The 26361-nt window shown below is 41.8% G+C and carries 24 protein-coding genes; 20 read left to right on the top strand and 4 right to left on the bottom strand.

Features of this window, described 5'->3' with window-relative positions:
- Positions 1-74: 74 nt before the first annotated feature.
- The 13 genes from yqiS to J1899_RS14730 all read left to right on the top strand — a co-directional run bounded on the left by yqiS (position 75) and on the right by J1899_RS14730 (position 13466).
- Positions 75-980: a phosphate butyryltransferase gene (gene yqiS / locus J1899_RS14790; RefSeq protein WP_214474920.1), complete on the top strand. Its 906-nt coding sequence runs from the start codon at positions 75-77 to the stop codon at positions 978-980.
- Positions 981-1066: 86 nt separating this feature from the next.
- Positions 1067-2161 carry a branched-chain amino acid dehydrogenase gene (gene bcd, locus J1899_RS14785; protein ID WP_214474919.1) on the top strand — a complete coding sequence of 365 codons (1095 nt, stop codon included), beginning with the start codon at positions 1067-1069 and terminating at the stop codon, positions 2159-2161.
- 110 nt (positions 2162-2271) lie between these two features.
- A complete protein-coding gene (gene buk / locus J1899_RS14780; RefSeq protein ID WP_214474911.1) occupies positions 2272-3381 on the top strand; it encodes a butyrate kinase in 1110 nt (369 codons plus the stop codon).
- Positions 3382-3392: 11 nt separating this feature from the next.
- The gene (gene lpdA, locus J1899_RS14775) at positions 3393-4811 is read left to right on the top strand and encodes a dihydrolipoyl dehydrogenase (protein ID WP_066443814.1); all 1419 of its coding nucleotides are present in this window, start codon (positions 3393-3395) and stop codon (positions 4809-4811) included.
- Positions 4812-4844: 33 nt separating this feature from the next.
- Positions 4845-5837 (top strand): thiamine pyrophosphate-dependent dehydrogenase E1 component subunit alpha, encoded by a 993-nt coding sequence (locus J1899_RS14770; RefSeq protein ID WP_066443817.1) that lies wholly within the window; start codon positions 4845-4847, stop codon positions 5835-5837.
- Positions 5838-5852: 15 nt separating this feature from the next.
- The gene (locus J1899_RS14765; protein ID WP_066443819.1) at positions 5853-6836 is read left to right on the top strand and encodes an alpha-ketoacid dehydrogenase subunit beta; all 984 of its coding nucleotides are present in this window, start codon (positions 5853-5855) and stop codon (positions 6834-6836) included.
- Between the two features lie 49 nt (positions 6837-6885).
- On the top strand, positions 6886-8205 hold the full coding sequence (locus J1899_RS14760) for a dihydrolipoamide acetyltransferase family protein (protein WP_214474909.1): 1320 nt from the start codon (positions 6886-6888) through the stop codon (positions 8203-8205).
- 325 nt (positions 8206-8530) lie between these two features.
- The gene (locus tag J1899_RS14755) at positions 8531-8968 is read left to right on the top strand and encodes a BrxA/BrxB family bacilliredoxin (protein ID WP_214474906.1); all 438 of its coding nucleotides are present in this window, start codon (positions 8531-8533) and stop codon (positions 8966-8968) included.
- Between the two features lie 366 nt (positions 8969-9334).
- Complete coding sequence (locus tag J1899_RS14750) at positions 9335-10123, top strand: transporter substrate-binding domain-containing protein (protein WP_066443829.1); 789 nt, start codon at positions 9335-9337, stop codon at positions 10121-10123.
- Positions 10124-10313: 190 nt separating this feature from the next.
- The gene (locus J1899_RS14745) at positions 10314-10973 is read left to right on the top strand and encodes an amino acid ABC transporter permease (protein WP_066443831.1); all 660 of its coding nucleotides are present in this window, start codon (positions 10314-10316) and stop codon (positions 10971-10973) included.
- Complete coding sequence (locus J1899_RS14740) at positions 10966-11688, top strand: amino acid ABC transporter ATP-binding protein (protein ID WP_214474900.1); 723 nt, start codon at positions 10966-10968, stop codon at positions 11686-11688. The genes J1899_RS14745 and J1899_RS14740 overlap by 8 nt, the downstream gene beginning before the upstream one ends.
- A 243-nt stretch (positions 11689-11931) precedes the next feature.
- Complete coding sequence (locus J1899_RS14735) at positions 11932-12927, top strand: aromatic acid exporter family protein (protein WP_214474898.1); 996 nt, start codon at positions 11932-11934, stop codon at positions 12925-12927.
- 26 nt (positions 12928-12953) lie between these two features.
- Positions 12954-13466 carry a L,D-transpeptidase gene (locus J1899_RS14730; RefSeq protein ID WP_214474896.1) on the top strand — a complete coding sequence of 171 codons (513 nt, stop codon included), beginning with the start codon at positions 12954-12956 and terminating at the stop codon, positions 13464-13466.
- A 117-nt stretch (positions 13467-13583) separates the two neighbouring features.
- Here J1899_RS14730 and J1899_RS14725 read toward each other — a convergent pair whose 3' ends face one another.
- The 3 genes from J1899_RS14725 to prli42 form a co-directional block, all read right to left on the bottom strand.
- The gene (locus tag J1899_RS14725) at positions 13584-13976 is read right to left on the bottom strand and encodes a hypothetical protein (protein WP_214474894.1); all 393 of its coding nucleotides are present in this window, start codon (positions 13974-13976) and stop codon (positions 13584-13586) included.
- A 59-nt stretch (positions 13977-14035) separates the two neighbouring features.
- Positions 14036-14521 (bottom strand): hypothetical protein, encoded by a 486-nt coding sequence (locus tag J1899_RS14720; protein WP_214478857.1) that lies wholly within the window; start codon positions 14519-14521, stop codon positions 14036-14038.
- Positions 14522-14632: 111 nt separating this feature from the next.
- The gene (gene prli42 / locus J1899_RS14715; protein WP_139785591.1) at positions 14633-14725 is read right to left on the bottom strand and encodes a stressosome-associated protein Prli42; all 93 of its coding nucleotides are present in this window, start codon (positions 14723-14725) and stop codon (positions 14633-14635) included.
- 176 nt (positions 14726-14901) lie between these two features.
- Between prli42 and mce the strand changes: the two genes are divergently transcribed.
- The 7 genes from mce to gndA all read left to right on the top strand — a co-directional run bounded on the left by mce (position 14902) and on the right by gndA (position 24608).
- Positions 14902-15306 (top strand): methylmalonyl-CoA epimerase, encoded by a 405-nt coding sequence (gene mce / locus J1899_RS14710; RefSeq protein WP_214474892.1) that lies wholly within the window; start codon positions 14902-14904, stop codon positions 15304-15306.
- Positions 15307-15315: 9 nt separating this feature from the next.
- Entirely contained in the window at positions 15316-16866 is a 1551-nt protein-coding gene (locus tag J1899_RS14705) for an acyl-CoA carboxylase subunit beta (protein WP_214474884.1), read from the top strand.
- A gap of 177 nt (positions 16867-17043) precedes the next feature.
- A complete protein-coding gene (locus tag J1899_RS14700) occupies positions 17044-18162 on the top strand; it encodes a M20/M25/M40 family metallo-hydrolase (protein ID WP_214474882.1) in 1119 nt (372 codons plus the stop codon).
- Between the two features lie 303 nt (positions 18163-18465).
- Complete coding sequence (locus J1899_RS14695) at positions 18466-18942, top strand: chemotaxis protein CheW (protein ID WP_066443850.1); 477 nt, start codon at positions 18466-18468, stop codon at positions 18940-18942.
- Positions 18943-19065: 123 nt separating this feature from the next.
- Positions 19066-20331 (top strand): DNA polymerase IV, encoded by a 1266-nt coding sequence (locus J1899_RS14690; protein WP_214474879.1) that lies wholly within the window; start codon positions 19066-19068, stop codon positions 20329-20331.
- 122 nt (positions 20332-20453) lie between these two features.
- The gene (locus tag J1899_RS14685; protein ID WP_214474878.1) at positions 20454-22883 is read left to right on the top strand and encodes a beta strand repeat-containing protein; all 2430 of its coding nucleotides are present in this window, start codon (positions 20454-20456) and stop codon (positions 22881-22883) included.
- Positions 22884-23198: 315 nt separating this feature from the next.
- The gene (gene gndA / locus J1899_RS14675; RefSeq protein WP_214474876.1) at positions 23199-24608 is read left to right on the top strand and encodes an NADP-dependent phosphogluconate dehydrogenase; all 1410 of its coding nucleotides are present in this window, start codon (positions 23199-23201) and stop codon (positions 24606-24608) included.
- 236 nt (positions 24609-24844) lie between these two features.
- Here gndA and zwf read toward each other — a convergent pair whose 3' ends face one another.
- On the bottom strand, positions 24845-26347 hold the full coding sequence (gene zwf / locus J1899_RS14670; RefSeq protein ID WP_066443866.1) for a glucose-6-phosphate dehydrogenase: 1503 nt from the start codon (positions 26345-26347) through the stop codon (positions 24845-24847).
- Between the last annotated feature and the right edge of the window lie 14 nt (positions 26348-26361).

Here is a 26361-nt window from a genome sequence, read left to right as displayed (position 1 = left end):
ACAACCTCTCGTTTTTCTCATAAGATATGCACAACAAAAACTGATACTTATTTTCATGTTAGGGGTTGAAGCAATTGAAATTGGATGTGCTTTTAACAAAGGCTGCCCAAATTGAAGGGAAAACTGTAGCTGTCGCTGCTGCCGAGGACCACGAGGTATTGCAGGCTGTAGCAGATGCGCTTGAAAGGAACCTTGCTCATTTTTTGCTTTTTGGTAATCAAGATAAGATTGCAAATATTCTCCGTCAAATAGACGACACGCTGATTACGAATGACATGGTAAAGATCATTCATGCTGATACAGCTTCTATAGCTTCAGATCTTGCAGTAAGGGCAGTAAGCCAAAAAGATGCTGATGTGCTCATGAAGGGTCATGTCAGTACAGCAGTTATTTTAAAGTCTGTATTAAACAAGGAGTTTGGTCTTAGAACAGGTAATGTTCTTTCCCATGTAGCACTCTTTGAAGTGCCAGGGTATCAATCTTTAAAAATTGTTACAGATGCTGCAATGAATCTTGCACCGGATTTAAACCAGAAGGTGCAGATCACAAATAATGCTGTCAGTATTGCTAGAAGCATTGGAATTGAATTGCCTAAAGTGGCAGCCATTGCAGCAGTTGAGGTTGTCAATCCTGCTATGCAAGCAACACTTGATGCTGCAGCTTTAACGCAAATGAATCAGCGCGGGCAAATAAAAAATTGCCTGATTGATGGGCCGCTGGCACTTGATAATGCTGTTTCACTGCAGGCAGCCGAACAAAAGGGCATTCAAAGTGGTGTAGCTGGCCAGGCTGATATTTTGCTTGTACCGACCATTGAAGTTGGGAATACTCTTTATAAATCACTTATTTATTTTGCGCAGGCCAAGGTTGGCGCCATCATCGCAGGAGCAAAAGCTCCAATTGTTCTGACTTCAAGAGCAGATTCAGCTGAAAGCAAGCTCTATTCATTAGCTCTTGCCATTTGCTCTGTACAAAAATAAAATTTAAAATGCTTTGCTGAACATAAGATTAATCACAATTTTTTGTTCTTAAATACTTAATAAAACTTCCTGGGGAGGATTTACAAATGGAAATTTTCAAATATCTAGAAAAATATGATTATGAACAAGTCGTTTTTTGTCAGGATAAGCAATCTGGACTTAAAGCTATTATTGCTATACATGATACAACACTTGGTCCAGCGCTTGGCGGAACGCGCATGTGGACATATGCATCCGAAGAAGATGCAATTGAAGATGCATTGCGTCTTGCAAAAGGAATGACTTATAAAAACGCTGCAGCTGGATTAAACCTTGGCGGAGGAAAAACAGTTATTATTGGAGATCCGCGCAAAGACAAGAATGAAGAAATGTTCCGTGCCTTTGGCCGCTATATTCAAGGACTGAATGGCCGCTATATTACGGCAGAGGATGTTGGTACTACGGTTGCAGATATGGATTTAATTCATGAAGAAACAGATTACGTAACAGGTATTTCTCCAGCTTTCGGTTCTTCAGGAAATCCTTCTCCTGTAACGGCATATGGCTGTTATGTGGGCATGAAGGCGGCTGCTAAAGAAGCGTTCGGATCAGATTCATTAGAAGGCAAAGTTGTAGCTGTACAAGGCGTTGGAAACGTTGCTTATCACTTATGCAAGCATCTTCATGAAGAAGGCGCACAATTAATCGTAACAGATATTAATAAAGAAGCAGTTCAGCGTGCAGTAGATGATTTTGGAGCCAAAGCGGTTGAGCCAGATGAAATTTATGGTGTTGACTGTGATATTTATGCACCTTGTGCACTTGGTGCAACAATCAACGATGAAACGATTCCACAGCTGAAAGCGAAAGTGATTGCTGGTTCTGCCAATAACCAACTAAAAGAAGAACGCCATGGTGACCTGATTCACGAAATGGGCATCGTTTATGCTCCAGATTATGTTATTAATGCTGGCGGAGTTATCAACGTTGCAGATGAGCTATATGGCTACAACGCTGAGCGTGCGATGAAAAAAGTAGAAGGTCTTTATGACACGATCGCCAAGGTAATGGAAATTTCTAAACGTGATGGCATTCCAACATATAAAGCTGCAGATCGCATGGCGGAAGAAAGAATTGAAAGAATGCGTAATTCCCGCAGCCAATTTTTGCAAAATGGCCACAATATCTTAAGCCGTCGCTAATTGGGCTAGCTTCAAGATTAAAATACAAAGCGCTGAACTAAATTTCAGCGTCTTTGTCTTTTGAATAAATAAATGCGGATTATTGCCGCGAATTCATTGGAGGTTTAACCGTGCAGGAGCATATAAATCGAATCCTCGTCATTAATCCGGGATCTACATCTACGAAAATTGGCGTTTTCGATAATGATCAATCTATTTTTGAAAAAACTATTCGGCATGACACTGAACAAATCAGTGCGTTTGAACAAATTATAGATCAATATGAATTTCGCAAAAATGCCATATTAGAATCCTTAGATAGCGAAGGAATGAATATTTCCAAGCTTAGCGCAGTATGCGGGCGCGGGGGATTATTGCGTCCAATTGAGGGCGGAACATATTCTGTTAACGACGAAATGTTAAAAGACCTGCGTGCAGGATTTGCGGGACAGCATGCCTCAAACCTGGGCGGAATTTTAGCGTTTGAAATTGCTTCAGGCTTGAATATTCCATCATTTATCGTTGATCCGGTTGTTGTGGATGAATTAGAACCAATTGCAAAAATCTCAGGCTTCTCCCCCATTGAAAGAACAAGTATTTTTCATGCTCTGAATCAGAAAGCAGTTGCACGCAGAGTGGCAAAGGAGCTTGGAAAGCCTTATGAGCAGTTAAATTTAATTGTGACACATATGGGCGGCGGGATAACGGTTGGCGCACATAAAAACGGCAGGGTTATTGATGTAAATAACGGACTGCATGGAGATGGTCCATTTAGCCCGGAACGTGCCGGTACGGTGCCGGCTGGTGATCTTATTTCTTTATGCTATTCCGGCAGCTATTACCGCGAGGAAGTTATGAAAATGTTAGTAGGTCAAGGCGGACTTGTGGGTTATTTAGGTACAAATGATGCCATTAAAGTTGAAGACATGATTAAAAATGGCGATGAAAAGGCTAAGCTTGTATATGATGCCATGGCTTATCAGGTGGCGAAAGAAATTGGATCTGCCGGTGCTGTGCTCAGCGGCAAGGTTGACGCCATCATTATTACAGGCGGCTTGGCTTACGGCAAGGATTTTGTGAAGGAAATAAGCAATCGCATCAGCTGGATTGCAGATGTGATTGTTAAACCGGGAGAAAACGAACTGCAGGCTCTGGCAGAAGGGGCATTGCGGGTATTGCGCGGGGAAGAGAGAGCGAAAGATTATCCTGGTACAATATCAAGCAGAACGGCTGTAAAATAGGAGGAACGAACATGGCACAAGAATATGATCTGGTCATTCTTGGCGGAGGTACAGGCGGTTATGTAGCAGCGATCCGCGCATCTCAGCTTGGTTTAAAGACAGCGTTAGTTGAAAAAGGAAAGCTTGGGGGTACATGTCTGCATAATGGATGTATTCCGAGCAAGGCTTTGTTAAGAAGTGCTGAAGTATATGCTACGGCAAAGCGCAGCGATGAATATGGTGTTATGACAAGTGATGTAACAGTAGATTTCGGCAAAGTACAAGAACGTAAAGGGAAAATTGTTGAGACTCTTCATAAAGGGGTTCAGCATTTAATGAAGCAAGGAAAAATTGATGTGTATGAAGGTCTTGGCCGTATATTGGGACCATCGATCTTCTCACCGATGCCTGGGACCATTTCCGTAGAGATGAACAATGGCGAAGAAAATGAAATGCTGATTCCTAAGAATGTGATTGTCGCTACAGGTTCCCGTCCACGCACATTGCCAGGATTAGAAATTGGCGGAAATGTTATGACATCTGATGAGGCGCTTAAGCTGGAGGAAATTCCTTCTTCTATTATCATCGTCGGCGGCGGTGTAATCGGGATTGAGTGGGCATCGATGTTATCGGATTTTGGGGCTGAAGTGACGGTTATTGAGTATGCAGACCGCATTATTCCGACAGAAGATAAAGAGATTTCAAAAGAAATGCAGCGTCTGATGAAGAAAAAAGGCGTTAAAATCGTAACAAATGCTAAAGTATTGCCTGAAACACTTTCACAAGGTGATCAAGTAACCATCTCTGCTGAAGTAAAGGGCGAACAGAAACAATTTTCGGCTGAAAAACTGCTGGTTTCTGTCGGCAGACAGGCAAATACTGAGGGAATCGGCATTGAAAATACCGATATTCAGGTTGAAAAAGGTGCTATTCTTGTCAACGAATACTATCAAACAAAAGAATCACATATTTATGCGATTGGAGATGTCATCGGCGGCTTGCAGCTTGCACATGTTGCTTCACACGAAGGCATTACTGCAGTTGAACATATTGCCGGAGAAAATCCTTCACCGCTGGATTACCGTTTGATTGCGAAATGTATTTATAGTTCACCGGAAGCGGCAAGTGTTGGCTATACAGAAGATGAAGCGAAGGAAAAAGGATATAAAGTGAAAACCGGCAAGTTCTCTTTCCGTGCGATTGGAAAAGCGCTCGTATATGGTGAATCAGATGGCTTTGTCAAAATCATTGCTGATGAAGAAACAAACGATCTTTTAGGCGTGCATATGATTGGGCCGCATGTGACAGATATGATTTCTGAAGCTGGTCTTGCAATGGTATTAGATGCAACACCATGGGAGGTTGCACATACGATTCATCCGCATCCAACATTATCAGAAGCAATCGGGGAAGCTGCTCTTGCTGTTGAAGGCAAGGCTATTCACGGCTAGTACCGACATTACATATATTTAGGAGGTTATATAATGGATAAAAACCGTCATAAAGCATTAGGGTTAAGTGATGAACAAGTTCTTGAAATGTATGAAACAATGCTGCTTGCTCGCCGAATCGACGAGCGGATGTGGCTTTTAAACCGTGCAGGTAAAATTCCTTTTGTTATTTCATGTCAGGGGCAGGAAGCTGCACAAGTTGGAGCAGCATTTGCCTTAGATCGTGAAAAAGATTATGCACTTCCTTATTATCGCGATATGGGCGTGGTATTAGCTTTTGGCATGACTGCAAGAGAGCTTATGCTTTCAGGATTTGCTAAGGCAGAGGATCCGAACTCAGGCGGCCGCCAGATGCCAGGACACTTTGGACAAAAGAAAAATCGAATTGTTACAGGATCTTCGCCTGTTACAACTCAAGTGCCGCACGCAGTCGGAATCGCATTGGCAGGCAAAATGGAAGGCAAAGATCTTGTTACGTTCGTAACCTTTGGAGAAGGTTCTTCCAACCAGGGTGACTTCCATGAAGGCGCCAATTTTGCAGGTGTACACAAACTTCCTGTCATTTTTATGTGCGAAAATAACAAATATGCAATTTCTGTTCCAATTGAAAAGCAATTGGCATGTGAAAAAGTATCTGATCGTGCTATTGGCTATGGGATGCCAGGCGTTACGGTTGATGGAAATGATCCATTAGCGGTTTATGAAGCTGTAAAAGAAGCAGCTGACAGAGGACGCCGCGGAGAAGGGCCAACATTAGTTGAAACTGTTTCTTATCGTTTAACACCGCACTCTTCGGATGACGATGACCGCAGCTACCGCGCACCAGAAGAAGTAGCTGAAGCGAAAACAAAGGATTCTATCATTACTTTTGGTGCGTATTTAAAAGAAAATGGCATCATGGATGATGCAAAGGAAAAAGAGATCAATGACCGTATTATGGAACTGGTGAATGAAGCAACGGATTACGCGGAGAATGCGCCATATGCAAATCCAGAAGATGCATTAAAATACGTTTACGCTGAATAGCAGGGGGGAGAAAACATGGCTGTTATTTCTTATATTGATGCGGTAACAATGGCAATCCGCGAAGAAATGGAAAGAGATTCAAAGGTATTTGTATTAGGTGAAGATGTAGGGTTAAAAGGTGGAGTTTTTAAAGCGACTCAAGGATTGTATGATCAGTTTGGCGAAGAGCGTGTAATTGATACACCTTTGGCTGAATCTGCTATTGCAGGGGTTGGGATTGGCGCAGCAATGTATGGCATGCGTCCGATTGCTGAAATGCAGTTTGCTGACTTTATTATGCCTGCTGTTAACCAAATTATTTCGGAAGCTGCCAGAATTCGTTATCGTTCTAATAACGATTGGAGCTGTCCAATGGTTATCCGTGCTCCTTATGGAGGCGGCGTGCATGGTGCATTATATCATTCTCAATCCGTTGAAGCGGTTTTTGCTAACCAGCCAGGATTGAAAATTGTCATGCCTTCTACTCCTTACGATGTGAAAGGCTTGCTCAAGGCAGCCATTCGAGATGAAGATCCAGTTTTATTCTTTGAACATAAGCGTGCGTACCGTTTGATCAAAGGTGAAGTGCCTGCTGATGATTATGTATTGCCAATTGGCAAAGCAGACGTAAAACGCGAAGGTGAAGACATAACGGTTATTACATATGGTTTATGTGTCCACTTTGCACTGCAGGCGGCTGAAAGATTGGCTAAGGACGGCATTTCCGCTCATATTCTTGATTTAAGAACCATTTACCCGCTCGATAAAGAAGCAATCATCGAAGCTGCTTCGAAGACTGGGAAAGTGCTTCTTCTTACTGAGGACAATAAAGAAGGAAGCATTATGGGTGAAGTGGCTGCTATTATTGCAGAAAACTGCTTATTTGAACTGGATGCACCGATTAAGCGATTAGCAGGTCCAGATGTACCGGCAATGCCATATGCTCCAACAATGGAAAAATACTTTATGGTAAACCCAGATAAAGTAGAAAAAGCAATGAGAGAGCTAGCTGAATTTTAAATAGAATCGGAATGCAGGTCAAATACAAGCGGCATAGGAGGTCAAAGCATTGGCAATCGAACAAATTAAAATGCCCCAATTAGGGGAAAGTGTAACCGAAGGAACAATCAGCAAGTGGCTGGTTGCTGTTGGGGACAAAGTAAATAAATATGATCCATTAGCAGAGGTCATGACAGATAAAGTAAATGCAGAGGTGCCTTCATCCTTTGCAGGAGTGATTAAAGAACTTATCGCAGAAGAAGGCGAAACATATGAAGTCGGGCAAGTAATTATGACGATTGAAACAGAAGCTGCAGGAAGTTCAGATGCTGCTTCAAATCACTCAGAACCAGTAAAGGAAGAACCTAAAACGGAAGCGGCAGCAGAGAAAGCGCCAGCTGTAAAACAGGATCGTTCTCCTGGAAGCAAGGTCCGTTATTCTCCAGCCGTTTTAAAGCTTTCACAGGAACATGGCATTGACTTAAATCAAGTAGCTGGTACGGGTGCAGAAGGAAGGATTACAAGAAAAGATTTAATGAAAATCATTGAATCCGGCCAAATTCCAACTCAGACTCAGACTGCAGCGAAAGAAGAAGTGAAAGAACAGCAGGCTGCAGAGACAAAAGCAGAAGCTCCTGCTCCGGCACCAAAAACAACAGCACCAGCAGCCAATGTGCCTGTTGTCCCTGGGGATATTGAAATTCCTGTTACTGGTGTCAGAAAAGCAATTGCTGCTAATATGCTGCGCAGCAAGCATGAAGCACCACACGCTTGGACAATGATGGAAGTAGATGTTACAAATCTTGTAGAATATAGAAACTCTATTAAAGATGAGTTCAAAAAGAAGGAAGGCTTTAATTTAACATTCTTCGCCTTCTTTGTAAAAGCAGTTTCACAAGCACTGAAGGAATATCCACAAATGAATTCCATGTGGGCAGGCGACAAGATCATTCAAAAGAAAGATATCAATATTTCAATTGCCGTTGCCACAGAAGATGCTTTGTTTGTGCCGGTTATTAAAAATGCCGATGAAAAAACGATTAAAGGAATCGGCCGTGAAATCGGTGAACTTGCAGGAAAGGTTAGATCCGGCAAGCTTACATCAGCAGAAATGCAAGGCGGCACATTTACAGTTAACAATACCGGCTCTTTTGGCTCTGTCCAATCAATGGGTATCATTAATTACCCTCAAGCTGCAATCTTACAGGTTGAGTCAATTGTCAAACGCCCAGTAGTCATGAACAATGGCATGATCGCTGTCCGTGACATGGTTAACCTATGTCTGTCACTTGATCACCGTGTATTAGATGGCCTTGTATGCGGAAGATTCTTACAGCGTGTGAAAGAAATTCTTGAAAACATTTCAAAAGAGAATACGTCTGTTTATTAATAGAAAAACTGCTGCTTTCTGCAGCGGTTTTTATTATTTTAGCAGGATAGAAGTAGATTCAGCCCATCTGCTAATTTAGAATAAAAAACTTATTCATCTATTGTCTTGTCGTTTTAAGTTTTCATGAAATGAAAAAAAAGACCAGTGCCTCTGCAAGCACTGGTCAATCTAGGGAGTATTAGGGGTATGGATCTTGATGTACATATATACTTCCCCGATCAAGAGGATGTTAAACTTTTGTGGCAAAAAACTCTCTTCATTGTAAAAACAGTCGTTAAATTGGTATGATAGATAATGTAAATAAGGATAAAGGAGTGCTGGAAATATGAATATGGATTTTAACTTTTTAATGAATGACGTCGTTTTGCAGGCTCGCAAAGAAATTGCTGCGGCAGGATATACAGAATTAAAAACACCTGATGAAGTAAAAGAGGCGTTTGCAAAAGAGGGCACAACACTTGTAATGGTAAACTCTGTCTGCGGCTGTGCTGGCGGCATCGCTCGTCCTGCTGCTGCTCATTCTGTGCATTTCGATCAGCGTCCAGATCATCTGGTAACTGTATTTGCGGGTCAGGATAAAGAAGCAACAGAGCTTGCGCGCACTTATTTTACAGGTTATCCCCCGTCCTCACCATCATTTGCATTATTAAAGGATGGCAAGCTATGTACAATGGTTGAGCGTCATGAAATCGAAGGACACCAGCCAATGGAAGTTGTGCATAAACTGCAAAGTGCATTTGAAACACATTGCTCAGAACTTTAATATTGGTAAACAAAAAAAATCTCTGTATGGAGATTTTTTTTGTTATTTCATTTACAGAAAGCAGAAATAAGCATAACAGTAGAAAATTCCTAGTCAACTTTTCATTTATAAGAGACTATAAGGCATTCCTTCATTCTCAACTTCTTTCAATTTCCAATCAGAAAAAAGTTCTTAAATGATGAAATTTAAACATATAAATAGAAAGGATTTTGCTTGCTATTATCTGAATGTTCAATTATTATTTATATTATTAAAATTATATTGCATAAATATAAACATGTGTTAAAATACACTTAGATGAATATTTATTACATGTTTATGCATGAAAATTATTTTAATCATATAATATTTAGGGGGAAAATTATAATGAAAAAGCTATTATCATTAATGCTAATGTGCGTATTATTTGCAGGTATTTTAGCTGCATGTGGAACTGATGAAGGAGATTCTAGCAACGGTACAAATGGCGATGATGCTGAAAAGAAAGAATTAGTTATGGGAACATCAGCTGACTATCCGCCGTTTGAGTATATTGACACAGCTGAAGGCGATGATATCATTGGTCTTGATGTTGATATTGCAAAGGCAGTGACAGAAAAGCTAGGTTATGAGTTTACAGTTAAAGATATGGACTTTGCTGGTCTTATTCAAGCATTGCAATCTGGTCAGGTTGATTTTGTTCTTTCTGCCATGTCAGCAACAGATGAGCGTAAAGAAAGTGTTGATTTCAGTGAAATCTACTATACTTCTAAGCATATGATCGTATCTCAAGCTGGAAGCGGCATTGAATCAGTAGAGGATTTAGCAGGTAAGACGGTTGGTGTACAGTTAGGTTCTATCCAGGAGGGCAAAGGGGATGAGCTGGCTGAAGAAGTAGATATGACGATTGAAAGCAGAAACCGTATCCCTGAGCTTATTCAGGAAATCAAAGCGGGCCGCTTTGATGCTGCAATTATTGAAGATACTGTAGCACAAGGCTACTTTGAGGAAAATGAAGATCTTGAAGGATTTACAGTAGAAGATGCAGATGGCGGTTATGCAATTGCTCTTCCAAAGGATAGTGAATTAACAGAAGAATTTAATGGTGCTCTTCAAGAAATGATCGATAACGGTGAACTTGATGAAATCATTAAAAAATGGTTTGAAGGGGAATAATAATCAGCAGCGTTCAGGAGAGTTTTCTCTTCTGAACGTTTTCCCTTGAAAGAAAGAATGCTGGTTTTGGAAATTCCTATATAAACAGTCCGGCTCAAATCCTATGCAAATTCGAATGTAGCATTTATATAGGATTTGAGCTGTCATAGAATTTCTAATTACATTATTTCAATATGAGAGGATTATTAACATGACATTAGATTTTACATCTATCCTCCCGTCCCTGCCGTTTATCTTAAAGGGAATTTTGGTCACGCTTCAAATTGTCCTTTTGGCAGGAGTAATTGGGTTTATACTCGGTATTATTTTATCGTTATTTAAAATTAGTTCTATTAAGGTTCTTGGCGTCATCGCAGATATTTATACATCCATCTTTCGGGGCACACCATTAGTACTTCAGCTGATGATTATTTATTTTGGTTCGCCGCAAATATTCGGCTATCAAATTGAACCAGTTACTGCAGCTGTAGCTGCTTTTGCACTGAATTCAGCTGCATATATCTCAGAGATTATTCGTGCAGGCATTCAAGCTGTGGACAAGGGGCAAAGCGAAGCGGCGATGGCGCTAGGAGTGCCTTATCGTCCGATGATGCTGAATATTATCCTGCCGCAGGCAATGAAAAACATTTTACCGGCTCTAATGAACGAGTTTATTACACTTACAAAAGAATCAGCTATTGTGACAACGATTGGTGTAATGGATATCATGCGCAGAGCTTATATTATTGGTGCTGATAAATTTAGATTTATTGAGCCGTTATTATTAGCTGGTTTGATTTACTATATTATGGTTATTACGTTAACCTTCCTCGGCAAACTCGTCGAAAGGAGAATGAAGCGCAGTGATTAAAATTGAAAAATTGCATAAAAGTTTCGGATCTCTGGATGTTTTAAAGGGGATTTCTACAACGATTAATGATGGAGAAGTTGTCGCGATTATCGGGCCATCTGGTTCTGGAAAATCGACGTTTCTTCGCTGCATTAATTTACTGGAAACACCAACAAGCGGAAACATTTGGATCAATGAACAGGATATTACAAACAAAAAAACGGATATTATGAAGGTACGCGAGAATGTAGGGATGGTATTTCAGCATTTTCACTTGTTCCCTCATAAAACAGTACTTGAAAACTTAACATATGCACCAATGAAGGTAAAAGGGAAGTCCAAGCAAGAAGCAGAAAAAAAAGGACTCCAGCTGCTCGAACAAGTCGGCTTGGCAGCAAAGGCAAATGAATATCCAAACCGTCTTTCAGGCGGACAAAAGCAGAGGGTTGCCATTGCACGGGCGCTTGCTATGGAGCCGGATTTCATGCTGTTTGATGAACCAACATCTGCACTTGATCCAGAGATGGTAAAAGAAGTGTTAGATGTAATGAAGTCACTTGCACATACAGGTATGACAATGGCTATTGTGACGCATGAAATGGGATTTGCGCGTGAAGTTGCAGACCGAGTTCTGTTTTTAGATGGAGGCAATCTTGTTGAGGATGCTCCTCCTTCTCAATTTTTCTCAAATCCAGCAACAAATCGTGCAAAAGATTTCTTGCAAAAAATGTTGTAATGGTTATATGCTTATAGTAAAAGATGGTCAGATGATGATCATCTTTTTGCTTTTTACTGCCTTGCGTTTTTTAGCCACAACGCAACATTAATTGTGGTTTTTAACTGAACAATAGGCTAATTTCTGTAATTAATCATAAAATACATATAAGGTTATCCTTTGCAAAAAAGTGTGGTCAAGACATTTGACTTCAGTTATAAAATACATAAATACATTCATTAATGAACATATGGGAGTTTTGCTATGAAGTTTCGAATTGGCTACAGAACGATTAAAACGGCTGTTGGCACATCAATTGCGATCATGATCGCGCAAATGTTTGGGTTAGAAAATTATGTATCAGCCGGCATTATAACCATACTTTGCATTCAAGTGACGAAGAAAAAATCATTAATGGCGTCTTGGGCCAGATTTTTTGCATGCCTGATGTCAATGGTTTTTGCTTCCCTCTTCTTTGAATTGATCGCGTTTCATCCGCTAGTCATTGGACTGCTGCTGCTGTTCTTTATTCCAGTTACAGTCATGATGAAGGTAAATGACGGGATTGTTACAAGCTCAGTTATTATTTTGCATATTTACAACGCGGGTGAAGTCACAAGAGAACTGTTAATCAATGAATTAGGTCTTATTACAATTGGTATTGGAGTGGCTTTGCTGGCGAACCTATATATGCCAAGCTTGGATGGAAAGCTGATTGAATATCAGCAGCAAATTGAAGAAAACTTTAAAATTATTTTTGACGAAATTGTAAAATATTTACGAACAAATGAAAGCAATTGGGATGGAAGTGAACTGACCGAGACCTATGCCCTGATTGAAGAAGCTCGAGCACTAGCCAATAGAGACACGGAAAATCGATTTATTCAGCAGGAGAATTTATATTATAGTTATTTTCGTATGAGAGAGAAGCAATTTGAGATTATTGAGCGGGTATTGCCAAGCATCACCTCCATCTCACTTCAGCTTGAGCAGGGAGAAATGATTGCTGATTTCATTGAAGAGCTTTCAGAGCATATTCATCCAGGCAATACGGCGATTGTGTATATCGAAAAGCTGCTGCGCATGAGGCTTCAATTTCAGAATATGGAACTTCCAAAAACACGTGAAGAATTTGAAGCACGTGCTGCCTTGCTTCATTTTACACAAGAGATGGAACAATATTTGATCATTAAAAGTAATTTTAAAGGGTTAAAAATGAAAAAGGGGCTGAATCAAAAACAGGTAAATGAAGCAAACTAGGAGAAAAATGGATGGAGTGAAATCGTATGTTGAAATTCCTTACATCCTTGCTACTATTAGGAGTGATTTCACCTGTATGGCCCCTTGGACAGAATCCGCTCCCAGGCGATCCTTTTATTATTGTGAATAAAGAAACGAATGAAGCCGCTTATATAAATGAAAATAAAGTTCAAACTGTATATCGTGCTGCCACAGGCAAAACAGAGGAATTAACACCTGAAGGTTTATTTACGATAACTGTTAAAGCCTCAGATCCTTATTATCGGAAGAAAGATATACCGGGCGGCGATCCGAACAATCCGCTTGGAACTCGCTGGATTGGCTTTGACGCAGAAAATTCAGATGGGCGAACATACGGAATACACGGAACGAATAATCCTTCATCAATCGGCACATATGCATCTTTAGGCTGTATACGGCTGCAAAATGAACATGTTGAAGCACTTTATGATGTAGTGCCTCTAGGTACCAAGGTGTTGGTTCTTTCAGCAGAGAAAGACTTTGAGGAAATCGCGAGAGAATATGGAGCAATAAAATGATGAAAGTGCAATAAAGAGTATATTCGGTTCATACCATATATCCCACACGAAAAAACCGCTTGAGACGCTGAGCGGTTTTTTTATTTCTCTAATTTTGTACCAGGTGTTAGTAAAGATTTACTCTTCTTGAATGTCCAGTTTTTGATAGAAGTCATCTATAATTGGAAATATATCTGGCTCTGTATAATAGTAATGGTCATTTACTGAACTAAGCGAAAATATAAAAGGGGCTTCTCCATCTTGATGCAGTGACAAAGAATACGTAAAACCACTTCGATCTTCTTGGTTTTTATCAGGTATAAACTTAGTATCTTTAATCTCACTTAAAAACTCATCTATCAATTCTTTATCCTTTATGATTTTTTTATATCCCGTACTTCCATCAAGAATGTTAATTTGATTTACATCTTCCAGACTGTTCTCATAAAATTCGGAAAGTGTTTTTGTTTCTAATCCACATCCTGTAATGAAAGAGCAAAATATAAGCAATAGAATTAATTTGCTTTTCAAACGGAACCCTCCCTTCTATTTATAGACGGAAAATCATGGGTTTAGTTACACTTTCTGAGCTACCATTGAAACCGATCTGGAACCCAAAAGGCAATTTCATTTCCTGGTGCAGCAACAACAAGCCATAACTCCTCCTCATCTTCCACACCAGCCTGCCAGCATTCATACATATCATTACAACCGTTTATAAAAATCGTATAGCCGTTCTCTAGTGTAAGCAGCAAATGGGGAGCTGTTTCTCCTAATTGTACATTGGTCACTTTCTGCCTTCGGATCTGGTAAATCCTATTATATTGTTCAGCCTCAGTATAATCTTCTATTTCATTTTCATTAGCTGGGTATTCTATAGGCGAATTCTCGAATAAGCACCATTTTGTTTCAATATTCAAGTATAATTGGCCGCCAATATCCTCAATCTCCTTGTAGTTTGTAAAATAAAGCTTATTTGTCGAAGAGGACAAGCCAAATTGTAATCCGTCCACTTGCGTCCCCATAAAAAGATGCTTTAATACTTGTTCAGCCTGAACTTTGTCCTGTGCATTCAACATAACAGCACTCCTTTATTTCAGAACAAAAATAAAGCGTGATTCAAATGTGAATTCACGCTCCTTACATACGAGTATTTTCATTTAGTTCCGGCAGTGAAATTGCCTTTATTAAAATAGCATCGATAATCCCATAAGTAATGTGGATGCGAGCATGATAAAGATCATAACGTAAACGATAATTTTTTGTGCTTTTTTAGACAACGGTCATCCTCCTATCATTATGATAATTATATTTTACTAGGTATTGAGAAAATCGCAAGAGTTGTGGGCAAAACTTATTCTGTTTATGTCTGGATGAATGATATTGGCTGTTTTGGTACATATTAACATAATTGTAATAAACTTTTTCTCCAACTGGCATAAAGAGGTGACTAGACATGATTAAGAAGATCGATCACATCGGCATTGCCGTGTCATCACTGGAAAAAATATTACCTTTTTATATAGACATTATGCAGCTTGAGCTTTTGCATATTGAGGAAGTGGAGAGCGAAGGAGTAAAGATTGCTTTTATCGCGGCTGGTGAAACAAAAATAGAACTTTTAGAACCGATAAATGAAGAATGTGCTGTAGCGCGTTATATTCGTAAATATGGTGAAGGAATGCATCATATTGCGTTTGCGGTAGATTCAATTGAAGAAAGAATAGAAGAAATAAATGAAAAAGGAATCAAAATGGTCAGCAGCCAGCCAAAAACAGGAGCCGGGGGAGCTGCTGTTGCGTTTATGCATCCGCAATCTACTGGCAGAGTATTAGTTGAGTTATGTGAGAGAAAGGAATGAAATCGTCCATTGGCTGACATCTATGAAAAAATCCGCGAACTAAACAAGCGCCGCCAAGAAACTGAGCTAGGCGGCGGTGAAGAACAATTGTCCCACCAGCAGGCAAAAGGGAAGCTTACTGCCCGTGAGAGAATCAAGTTACTAGTAGATCCCGGCACATTAGTAGAGTTGAATCCTTTTATGGAGCATCGGAGCCAGGAGTTTGGCTTAGATCAGCAGAAGATATCAGGTGATGGAGTAGTGACCGGATATGGAAAGGTAAATGGCCGCCCTATTTTTTTATTTTCTCAGGATTTTACTTGTTTTGGCGGTGCTCTTGGAGAAATGCATGCCAAGAAAATCGCTCATGTAATGGATTTAGCTGCTGAAAACGGGGCACCAATTATTGGATTAAATGATTCAGGAGGAGCGCGAATTCAAGAAGGAGTAATGGCGCTTGATGGCTACGGCCAGATTTTTAAAAGGAACGTACTGTATTCTGGAGTCGTTCCGCAAATTTCTGTCATATTGGGGCCTTGTGCAGGTGGAGCTGTTTATTCGCCGGCTCTAACAGATTTTGTATTTATGGCAGAAAAGATCAGCCAAATGTTTATTACAGGTCCTAAGGTCATTGAAACCGTTACAGGGGAAAAAATTTCAGCAGACGACTTAGGCGGTGCATATGTTCATAATTATATTAGCGGCAATGCGCATTTTTGTGGAGAAACAGAAGCAGAAGTCATTGGACAGGTGCGTTCTCTTTTAAGCTATTTGCCGCAAAATCATACGGAAAAGCCAGTACAATTGCCTTATCACGAATCTGATGAATATCGTAAGCAGCTGACAGAGATCATTCCTTCTGATTGTACAAGAACGTATGATGTTAAAGCCGTGATTCAAGAATTAGTGGATGCTCAATCCTTTTTCGAAGTACAATGCGGTTTCGCCAAGAACTTGGTCATTGGCTTTGCACGAATTAAAGGGCAAGCAGTGGGGATGGTATGTAATCAGCCGAAAGTAATGGCTGGGAGTCTTGATAATGATTCCTCTGATAAAGCAGCAAGATTTATCCGTTTTTGTGATTCGTTTAATATCCCGATTATCACACTTGAAGATGTAACAGGATTTTTTCCAGGAGTTAAACAGGAACACGCAGGCATTATTCGCCATGGCGCAAAAATTCTATATGCATATGCAGAAGCTACGGTTCCGAAAATAACGGTGATCCTGAGAAAAGCCTATGGCGGAGCCTATGTAGCTCTAAACAGCAAGTCCATTGGTGCAGATTTGGTTTTTGCATGGCCAAATGCTGAGGTAGCTGTTATGGGTCCTCAGGGGGCAGCTAATATCATTTTCTCTAAAGAAATATATGAAAGTAAGAACCAGGCAGAAACAAGAGAACAAAAAATTGAAGAATATCGGGAGACGTTTGCTAATCCATATATTGCAGCAAAAAGAGGAATGATTGATGACGTGATTGACCCTCGAGAAACGCGGATTAAGCTCATTCAGTCCTTGGAAATGCTTCAGCATAAGAAAATACAGAGACAAAATAAAAAGCATGGGAATATCCCATTATAAACTTTATTACAAGAATTGTATGAAAACTGGAATTTTGTATAGGAGTTAAAAAGGGTTTTGCCTGTAAATCTATTTGCTGACATGTTTTGATAAGAGTATACTTAATAGATAAGAAGCTTGAATCTCTTTTTTTAGATTCATCTTTACATAATCATAAGCTTACTTGGAGGTTGGAGAATGATTAACGAGGAAAGATTGTTAAATGAATTTTTGGAGCTTGTTCAAATTGATTCAGAAACAAAATTTGAAACGCAAATAGCAAAGGAATTAAAGAAGAAGTTTCGTGACCTTGGGGTAGAAGTGTACGAAGATGATACAACAGATCAAACCGGTCATGGAGCAGGAAACTTAATTTGTACGCTTCAAGGAACAAAAGAAGGAGTAGATCCCATTTACTTCACTTCTCATATGGATACTGTCGTCCCTGGCAACGGGATCAAGCCAGCCATTAAGGATGGTTATGTGGTAACAGATGGTACCACAATCCTTGGAGCGGATGATAAGGCAGGACTTGCTGTTATGCTTGAGATTGTAAAAGTGCTGAAAGAGCAAAACATTGAGCATGGTACGATCCAATTCATTATAACTGTTGGGGAAGAGTCTGGTTTAGTCGGTGCAAAAGTGCTGGACCCAGCTCTTTTAAAAGCGAAGTTTGGCTATGCGCTTGATAGCGATGGAAAAGTCGGCAATATCGTTGTTGCTGCTCCTACACAAGCAAAGGTAAAAGCAAGAATTATTGGGAAAACAGCACATGCTGGAGTTGCTCCCGAAAAAGGAATTTCTGCGATTACCATTGCGTCTAAGGCGATTGCAAGAATGCCGCTTGGCAGAATTGATGAAGAAACAACTGCAAACATCGGTCGCTTTGAAGGCGGACAGCAGACAAACATCGTATGTGACCGTGTTGATATTTTAGCGGAAGCTCGTTCCTTAATTGGTGAAAAGATGGAGCAGCAGGTTGCTAAGATGAAGGAAGCTTTCGAAAGTGTTGCTGAGGAAATGGGCGGAAAAGCGGAAGTGGAAATCGAGGTTATGTATCCTGGCTTTAAATTTGCTGCTGGTGATCATGTAGTTGAAGTGGCACGCAAAGCTGCAGAAAAGATCGGCAGAAGCTGTGAACTGCTTCATAGCGGCGGCGGAAGTGATGCCAATGTCATTGCAGGCTTTGGTGTTCCAACAGTAAATCTGGCTGTAGGCTATGAAGAAATTCATACAACAAATGAGCGCATGCCAGTTGAAGAATTAAACAAATTGGCAGAGATGGTCATTGCGATTATTGAAGAAGTATCCGCATAAAAGATAAAGATCCAGCCGATAAAAACCCGAACAATCAGCAGATATTCGACTATCTGTCTAATTGTTCGGTTTTTTTGAGTTTTGGAGAGGGTATTCATCTTTTGCAGAGAAGTACAGGAAAGCTTCTTAGGATTTGCAGCGTAAGGGAATAAACGGTATATTAAGATCTCACATGAAAAAATGAGTATTCTTATAAACTTGCTTTTAGGTATTTTTACCTAAAAGTGACGACCCTATTTGTGCTGCTTTAGGTGTGAAATATGGTATATTGGAAGTAACATCATTCAAGCAGGGGGATATGAAATGGCTGAAAACAGAAAAGTTGTTGTGTTTCGAATTCAAGGGGAAGAGTATGCTATTCCTATTGAATTTGTCATATCTATTGAGAAAATAGCAGGGATTACGCCAATTCCCCATTTGCCTCATTATGTGAATGGAATTGCGAAGGTAAGAGACGAGCTGATCCCAGTCATTGACTTAAAGCAAGTTCTCTACCATCAAGGCACAAATCTTGAAGAAGCTTCAAGGAAAATAGTTTTGCAGACAGAGGAATTGTCTGTTGGAATCATTGTCGACGAGGCGAAAGAAATTATTGATATTCCCAATGAAGCTGTGAAACCTTTAGGGCTTGCAGCCTACCAAAAAACATCCTATTTTTCAGGTGTGGCGAACCTAAACAGCAAGCTGATTACCTTGATTGATCCTTCTGTACTTGTTGAATCACTAGAAGGGATTAAGGATATTAAGGAATATATGAATAGCCAAACACAATTGCAATAAGGTGAAGTGGAGGAGATCAGTTGATATCTCCTCTTTTTCTATCCTTAAACGCTTTAGTTTGTATGTAAAGAGGTCTGCTATTTGATAAAATAATGATAAACAAGAAACTGGGAAGTGTGATAGATGTATCCAAAAAACGGAAGGGTCATTTTGCATGTCGATATGAATAGTTTCTATGCCTCTGTTGAAATGGCTTTTGACCCTTCATTAAAGGGAAAGCCATTGGCGATTGCGGGCAATCCAGAGGAAAGGCGGGGCATTATTGTAACATGTAGCTATGAAGCTCGTAAATATGGCGTAAAAACGACGATGCCACTTTGGGAGGCTAAAAAGCTTTGTCCGCAGCTTATCATTATGAGACCCAATTTTGAGCGTTATCGTGCGGCATCTATTGGCATGTTTGAAATTCTTGGACAATATTCTGATCTTGTAGAACCCGTATCCATTGATGAAGGCTATGTTGATATAACCGATAGTCAGGAATATGGAAGTCCTGTGCAGATTGCCGAAACCATTCAAAAGAGAATATATGAACAGCTGGACTTGCCGTGCAGTATTGGAATCGCACCAAATAAGTTTTTGGCAAAGATGGCATCTGATATGAAAAAACCGCTAGGCATAACGATTTTGCGAAAACGGGATGTTCCGCAGATTTTATGGCCGCTGGAAGTGGAAGAGATGCATGGAGTCGGCAAGAAAACAGGTGAAAAGCTGCGGAGTTTTGGCATTCAGACGATCGGAGACCTTGCAAAGGCGGATTCCATACAGCTGAAGGCGAAATTAGGCATTAATGGGCCGAGGCTTAAGGAAAAGGCGAATGGGGAAGATAGACGGCGGGTAGATCCAGAAGCTGCAGCAGAATTTAAAAGTGTTGGGAACTCAACAACACTACCGAGAGATACAACCAATCAGCAGGAGTTGTTTACCGTGTTTGCCGGTTTAGCTGAAAAAGTGTCTGTGCGTCTTAAAAGGAAAAAGGTTTTAGCCACAAGCATCTCCATTATGATCCGCTACAAGGATCGAAAAACGATTACAAGAAGCAAGCAGCTGGACCAGCCTATAGTACAAGTGGAGGATATCACAGATCAGGCCAAAGCGTTATTCAGAAAGCATTGGAACGGCAACGCCGTCAGATTACTTGGAATAACTGGCGGAGATTTAGTAGAACAAGGTTCTGCGGTTATGCAGCTGAATTTATTTAATTTTGAAAAAGAAGCCAAGAAGGAGCCTCTCTTAAAAGCAATGGAGGAGCTTAAGCTTAAATTCGGAGCGGATATTATTGATCATGCAGGTGCAATCAATGAAATGAAGAATAAAAAAGATGATGTTGGAACAGCGACTAGTTTTAATAAGGATTTTTTGCAGATGAGAAATCATACTGAGCGATAGTTTATATTTTATTCTCCTAAGAAAAAGGGCGAGTGTGTTATACCTAATTCACTCACTCTTTTTTTCTATTTTTAATAGCTTGTTTATAAGCAGGCTGCTTAAGAGGAGGGTTAGACAGTAAAATGGTACGCTTTATATTGACTTTAATTGAAATCATTTTGTCAGATGTTTTTGAAATCGTTGAAGAGGTTACGCAAATAAGAGGGCAAACAGGTCCACCAGGTCCAAGGGGTCCAATTGGGGCTACCGGTCCAATGGGAATACCAGGCATACCCGGAGTACCGGGTCCATTCGGGGCGACGGGTCCAACGGGAGCAGCAGGTCCAACAGGAGCGACGGGAACATCCGGAGTAACCGGTCCAGCGGGAGCAACAGGAACACCCGGAGTGACGGGTGCAACGGGAGCACCAGGGGTAACCGGCCCACCAGGAGCAACGGGAATATCAGGGGTAACCGGTCCAACGGGAGCGACAGGAATCCCAGGAGCAACCGGTCCAACGGGAGCAACGGGAACACCCGGAGTAACCGGTCCAAGGGGAACAACGGGAGTAACCGGTCCAACGGGAGCGACAGGAATACCAGGAGTAACCGGTCCAACGGGAGCGACAGGAATACCAGGAGTAACCGGTCCAACAGGAGCAACAGGAACACCCGGAGTAACCGGTCCAACGGGAGCAACAGGAACAACGGGAGTAACCGGTCCAACGGGAGCGACAGGAATACCAGGAGTAACCGGTCCAACAGGAGCAACAGGAACACCCGGAACACCCGGAACACCCGGAGTAACCGGTCCAACGGGAGCAACGGGAACAACGGGAGTAACCGGTCCAACAGGAGCGACGGGAATATCCGGAGTGACCGGCCCAACAGGGGCAACAGGAACACCTGGGTTGACGGGTTCAACGGGGGCGACCGGAACACCAGGAGTGACGGGCCCAACAGGAGCGACAGGAGTACCAGGAGTAACCGGTCCAACGGGAGCGACGGGAACGCCAGGAGTAACGGGTCCAACAGGAGCGACGGGAACACCAGGAGTAACGGGAGCAACAGGAGCGACGGGAGTACCAGGAGTAACGGGTCCAACAGGAGCGACGGGAACGCCAGGAGTGACAGGTCCAACAGGAGCGACGGGAACAGCAGGAGTAACGGGAGCAACAGGAGCGACGGGAGTACCAGGAGTAACGGGTCCAACAGGAGCGACGGGAACGCCAGGAGTGACAGGTCCAACAGGAGCGACGGGAACGCCAGGAGTGACAGGTCCAACAGGAGCGACGGGAACAGCAGGAGTAACGGGCCCAACAGGGGCAACCGGAACGCCAGGAGTGACAGGTCCAACAGGAGCGACGGGAACAGCAGGAGTAACGGGCCCAACAGGGGCAACCGGAACGCCAGGAGTGACAGGTCCAACAGGAGCGACGGGAACAGCAGGAGTAACGGGCCCAACAGGGGCAACCGGAACGCCAGGAGTAACCGGTTTAACAGGAGCGACGGGAACGCCAGGAATAACGGGTCCAACAGGAGCGACGGGAACACCAGGAGTAACGGGAGCAACAGGAGCGACGGGAACGCCAGGAGTAACCGGTCCAACGGGAGCAACAGGAACGACGGGAGTACCAGGAGTAACGGGTCCAACGGGGGCAACGGGAACACCAGGAGTAACCGGCCCAACGGGAGCGACGGGAACGCCAGGAATAACGGGTCCAACGGGAGCAACAGGACTACCAGGAGTGACAGGCCCAACCGGAACAGCAGGAGTAACCGGTCCAACGGGAGCGACCGGAACACCAGGAGTAACCGGTTCAACAGGGGCAACGGGAACACCGGGAGTAACCGGTCCAACGGGAACACCAGGAATAACGGGTCCAACAGGAGTAACGGGAACACCAGGAGTAACGGGTCCAACAGGAGCGACGGGAACGCCAGGAGTGACAGGTCCAACAGGAGCGACGGGAACAGCAGGAGTAACAGGCCCAACAGGGGCAACCGGAACGCCAGGAGTAACAGGCCCAACAGGGGCAACCGGAACGCCAGGAGTAACCGGTTCAACAGGAGCGACGGGAACACCAGGGGTAACCGGTCCAACAGGAGCGACGGGACTACCAGGAGTAACCGGTCCAACCGGAGCAACGGGTATCCCAGGAACAGGTTCCCAATTCAATTTCACCCAAGCTTCAACTGCAGCTCCAATTACTCTTACACAGGGGACGGAAACACCGATATTAACGATCCCTGTCACTGTAACTGCCCCTTCTACTAGACTGAAAATTGATACTGCAGCCCAATTAAATGCAGTTACAACATCAGGAACTAAAGCACTTAGTTTTTCCATTCGTCTTTACAGAAATACTACACTACTCGCAGCTTTTGAGGTGTCAAGATCGTTTCAGGGTGGAGCTGGGACAGATATATATCTGCCAAATACAACCTTTACAGATCAGCCAGGTGCAGCTGGAACCTACACATACCAGCTTAGGATCGCACCTCAAACATTTACAAATATAACGTCCTTAACAGCGGGAACTAGAGCAATGAATATAATATCTTTTTCATAGAGATTTACTCAAAAACCCTTTAAACTTCTGCAATCAGTTTAAAGGGTTTTTAATAGTTCAGTTCAGAATAAAAAATCATTCTTATCACAGAAAAAAATCTATTTTATGAGTTTTTCTCTATAGATTAGTAAACGTTAAGAAACAAACAATATTAACTTTTTTAAGATTAAGCACAAGTTTGTGTCCGCTTTCATTTGGTGAATATCTAGAATGACTCCTGTTTCGCTCTTTTTTATTTGCACATTACATGTCTTATTGCTAAAGTAAAGTGGGATTAATACATTATTGATAATGTAAGAAGGGAAGATATAAAATATGGCAAAATCACAATTTGGTGTCATAGGTTTAGCTGTAATGGGAAAAAATCTCGCAATGAATATTGAAAGCAGAGGCTATACGGTTTCTGTTTATAATCGTTCATCAGAAAAAACAGATGAAATGCTGCGTGAAGTTGAAGGCAGACAGTTCACTGGTACATATTCAATGGAAGAATTTGTAGGTTCTCTTGAGAAGCCTCGTAAAATCATGCTTATGGTCAAAGCAGGCGGACCAACAGATGCAACAATTGAACAACTAAAACCTCTTTTAGATAAAGGAGATATCTTAATCGATGGCGGAAACACGTTTTTTGCAGATACACAGCGCCGTAATCAAGAGCTGAGCGAGCTTGGCATTCATTTTATCGGCACAGGTGTATCCGGCGGTGAAGAAGGAGCTTTAAAAGGTCCATCCATCATGCCTGGCGGTCAAAAGGAAGCATATGAACTTGTGGCTCCTATTTTCAAGGATATTTCTGCTAAAGTAAACGGAGAGCCTTGTACAACATACATCGGTCCAGATGGTGCGGGACACTATGTGAAAATGGTCCATAATGGGATCGAATATGGCGATATGCAGCTGATTTCTGAAGCATATTTCCTTTTAAAAAATGTTCTTGGTCTAAATGCGGATGAATTGCATGAAGTATTTGCTGACTGGAATAAAGGCGAACTTGACAGCTATTTAATCGAAATTACAGCTGACATTTTTACGAAAAAAGATGAAGAAACAGGCAAGCCGCTTGTAGATGTTATTTTAGATACAGCTGGTCAAAAGGGAACAGGAAAATGGACAAGCCAAAGTGCTCTAGATCTTGGTGTGCCGCTTCCAATCATTACAGAGTCTGTATTTGCCCGTTTCATTTCTGCTATGAAAGAAGAACGTGTACATGCAAGCAAAATCCTTTCTGGTCCTGAGCAACAGGAATTTAAAGGCGATAAAAAAGCGTTCATTGAAGCAGTTAGAAAAGCACTATACATGAGCAAAATTTGTTCATATGCCCAAGGATTTGCCCAAATGCGTGCAGCTTCTGAAGAATACAACTGGGATCTGCAGTATGGTGAGATCGCGATGATCTTCCGCGGAGGCTGTATCATCCGTGCACAATTCCTGCAAAAGATTAAGGATGCTTATGATCGTGATGCTGGCTTGAAAAATCTTCTTCTTGATCCTTACTTCAAGGAAATTGTAGAAGGCTATCAATCAGCAACTCGTGAAATCATTGGTGTTGCAATCCAGAACGGTATTCCAGTACCAAGTTTCTCGGCTGCTCTAGCTTATTATGACAGCTACCGCACAGAAACATTGCCTGCCAACCTGCTTCAAGCACAGCGTGACTACTTTGGTGCACACACATATCAGCGTGTTGATAAAGAAGGAGTATTCCATACAAATTGGATGGAATAATCACTCAGACCCCCGATAAGAACTATTTATGTTCATTATCGGGGTTTTTTTTATTTCTTTTGATTGAATAATTGTTAATTTCTAGATATAAAAAGATACGCAAACTAATCTGCGTATCTTTTTTAAGTTTCTTCATTTCAAATGGGCTGCTATGATCTCCTGAGAAAAAATATGCATTAAAAAAACAGCACGCTTCAGTAAATAAGCGTGCTGTTCCAATTGTGCCGATAAAAAATTTAACAATTCTCCACATCTAAATCTGTCACTGGCCACCAGAAGAACCCGTCTTTTTCGAGAAGGAGATCCGCTCCGCGCGGGCCCATTGTGCCTGATTCATAATTCGGGAAGTTTTCTGCTTTTGTGTTTTCCCAAACCTCAGAAATGTTATCAACGAAGCTCCAGGAAAGGGCAACCTCGTTCCAATGTGTGAAGTTTGTGGCATCACCGCGCATACAGTCATAAAGAAGACGCTCATATGCCTCAGGTGTGTTCATGCCTGCAGTGCCTTTGTTCGCAAAGTTAAGCTTAACAGGTGTTGCTTCCATGTTCTGTCCTGATTTTTGTGCATTTAAATATAAGGTAATGCCTTCTTCAGGCTGAATATGAATGACAAGCAAATTTGGATTTAATGTTTGTTCTGTTCCGTAGTACAAATTCATTGGTATATCTTTAAACTGGATGACAATCTTCGTTGACTTGGCAGCCATTCTTTTTCCTGTTCGGATATAGAATGGGACGCCAGCCCAGCGGAAATTATCAATTAAGAGCTTGCCTGCTACAAATGTTTCTGTGTTAGACTCTGGATTTACCATTGTCTCTTTACGGTAAGCAGGGACAGCATTTCCATCCATTTCTCCTGCTCCATATTGTCCGCGCACAAAAGCATCCTTAACTTCGTCGCCCTTAATGGTGCGCATGGCTCTAAGCACCTTTACTTTTTCAGAACGGATTTCATCTGTATTGAGGCGAATTGGCGGCTCCATTGCCAGCAAGGCAACCATTTGCAGCATATGGTTTTGCACCATATCGCGGAGCGCTCCGCTCGTTTCATAATATCTGCCGCGTTCCTCTACCCCAAGCACTTCGCTTGATGTTACCTGGATATTGGAAATATAACGGTTATTCCAGAGCGGTTCAAAGATGGCGTTAGCAAATCGGATAACTTCAATATTTTGCACCATTTCTTTTCCTAAATAATGGTCAATCCGATAGATCTCGTCCTCAGAGAATGCTTTTCGAATACGCTCATTAAGCTCTTTGGCTGATTCTAAATCATGTCCAAACGGCTTCTCGATCACCAGTCTTTTAAAACCAGAAACATCTGTCAGGCCATCTGTTTTTAAATGCTCAGCAATTGTCCCGAAAAATTCAGGAGCCATTGCCAAGTAAAAGATCCGATTTCCTTCTAACGAATAGTGGCGATCTAAATCAGATGCGATTCCTTTTAATGTCTGGTAGGAACTTGAATCTGTCACATCATGTGAATGGTAATAAAAATGAGAGACAAAGTCATCGAGATCTTTGTGATCTTCTATTGCATTCTCTACTGATGTTTTGACGCTAGCTTGAAACTCCTCGTTCGTAAGCGGCCGGCGGGCAACACCAACGACTGCAAATTGCTCGGAGAGATTCCCTTTTTTATATAGCCTGTATAGTGAAGGAAACAGCTTTCGTTTCGCCAAGTCACCTGTTGCCCCGAAAATCATAATTAACCCGGCTGGTTTTTCCGTATGTTTCATTTAGGCCGTACCTC

It is taken from the genome of Cytobacillus gottheilii (assembly GCF_018582665.1).
Classification (GTDB): Bacteria; Bacillota; Bacilli; order Bacillales; family Cytobacillaceae; genus Cytobacillus; species Cytobacillus gottheilii.
This window is presented reverse-complemented; position numbering and strand designations above follow the sequence as displayed.

What these genes read in the sequence shown, in the direction of transcription:
- bcd (WP_214474919.1), top strand. Translation starts at nt 1,067, where the DNA reads ATGGAAATTTTCAAATATCTAGAAAAATATGATTATGAACAAGTCGTT.
- lpdA (WP_066443814.1), top strand. Translation starts at nt 3,393, where the DNA reads ATGGCACAAGAATATGATCTGGTCATTCTTGGCGGAGGTACAGGCGGT.
- J1899_RS14770 (WP_066443817.1), top strand. Translation starts at nt 4,845, where the DNA reads ATGGATAAAAACCGTCATAAAGCATTAGGGTTAAGTGATGAACAAGTT.
- J1899_RS14765 (WP_066443819.1), top strand. Translation starts at nt 5,853, where the DNA reads ATGGCTGTTATTTCTTATATTGATGCGGTAACAATGGCAATCCGCGAA.
- J1899_RS14755 (WP_214474906.1), top strand. Translation starts at nt 8,531, where the DNA reads ATGAATATGGATTTTAACTTTTTAATGAATGACGTCGTTTTGCAGGCT.
- J1899_RS14750 (WP_066443829.1), top strand. Translation starts at nt 9,335, where the DNA reads ATGAAAAAGCTATTATCATTAATGCTAATGTGCGTATTATTTGCAGGT.
- J1899_RS14745 (WP_066443831.1), top strand. Translation starts at nt 10,314, where the DNA reads ATGACATTAGATTTTACATCTATCCTCCCGTCCCTGCCGTTTATCTTA.
- J1899_RS14735 (WP_214474898.1), top strand. Translation starts at nt 11,932, where the DNA reads ATGAAGTTTCGAATTGGCTACAGAACGATTAAAACGGCTGTTGGCACA.
- J1899_RS14730 (WP_214474896.1), top strand. Translation starts at nt 12,954, where the DNA reads ATGTTGAAATTCCTTACATCCTTGCTACTATTAGGAGTGATTTCACCT.
- mce (WP_214474892.1), top strand. Translation starts at nt 14,902, where the DNA reads ATGATTAAGAAGATCGATCACATCGGCATTGCCGTGTCATCACTGGAA.
- J1899_RS14700 (WP_214474882.1), top strand. Translation starts at nt 17,044, where the DNA reads ATGATTAACGAGGAAAGATTGTTAAATGAATTTTTGGAGCTTGTTCAA.
- J1899_RS14695 (WP_066443850.1), top strand. Translation starts at nt 18,466, where the DNA reads ATGGCTGAAAACAGAAAAGTTGTTGTGTTTCGAATTCAAGGGGAAGAG.
- J1899_RS14690 (WP_214474879.1), top strand. Translation starts at nt 19,066, where the DNA reads ATGTATCCAAAAAACGGAAGGGTCATTTTGCATGTCGATATGAATAGT.
- J1899_RS14685 (WP_214474878.1), top strand. Translation starts at nt 20,454, where the DNA reads ATGGTACGCTTTATATTGACTTTAATTGAAATCATTTTGTCAGATGTT.
- gndA (WP_214474876.1), top strand. Translation starts at nt 23,199, where the DNA reads ATGGCAAAATCACAATTTGGTGTCATAGGTTTAGCTGTAATGGGAAAA.
- zwf (WP_066443866.1), bottom strand. Translation starts at nt 26,347, where the DNA reads ATGAAACATACGGAAAAACCAGCCGGGTTAATTATGATTTTCGGGGCA.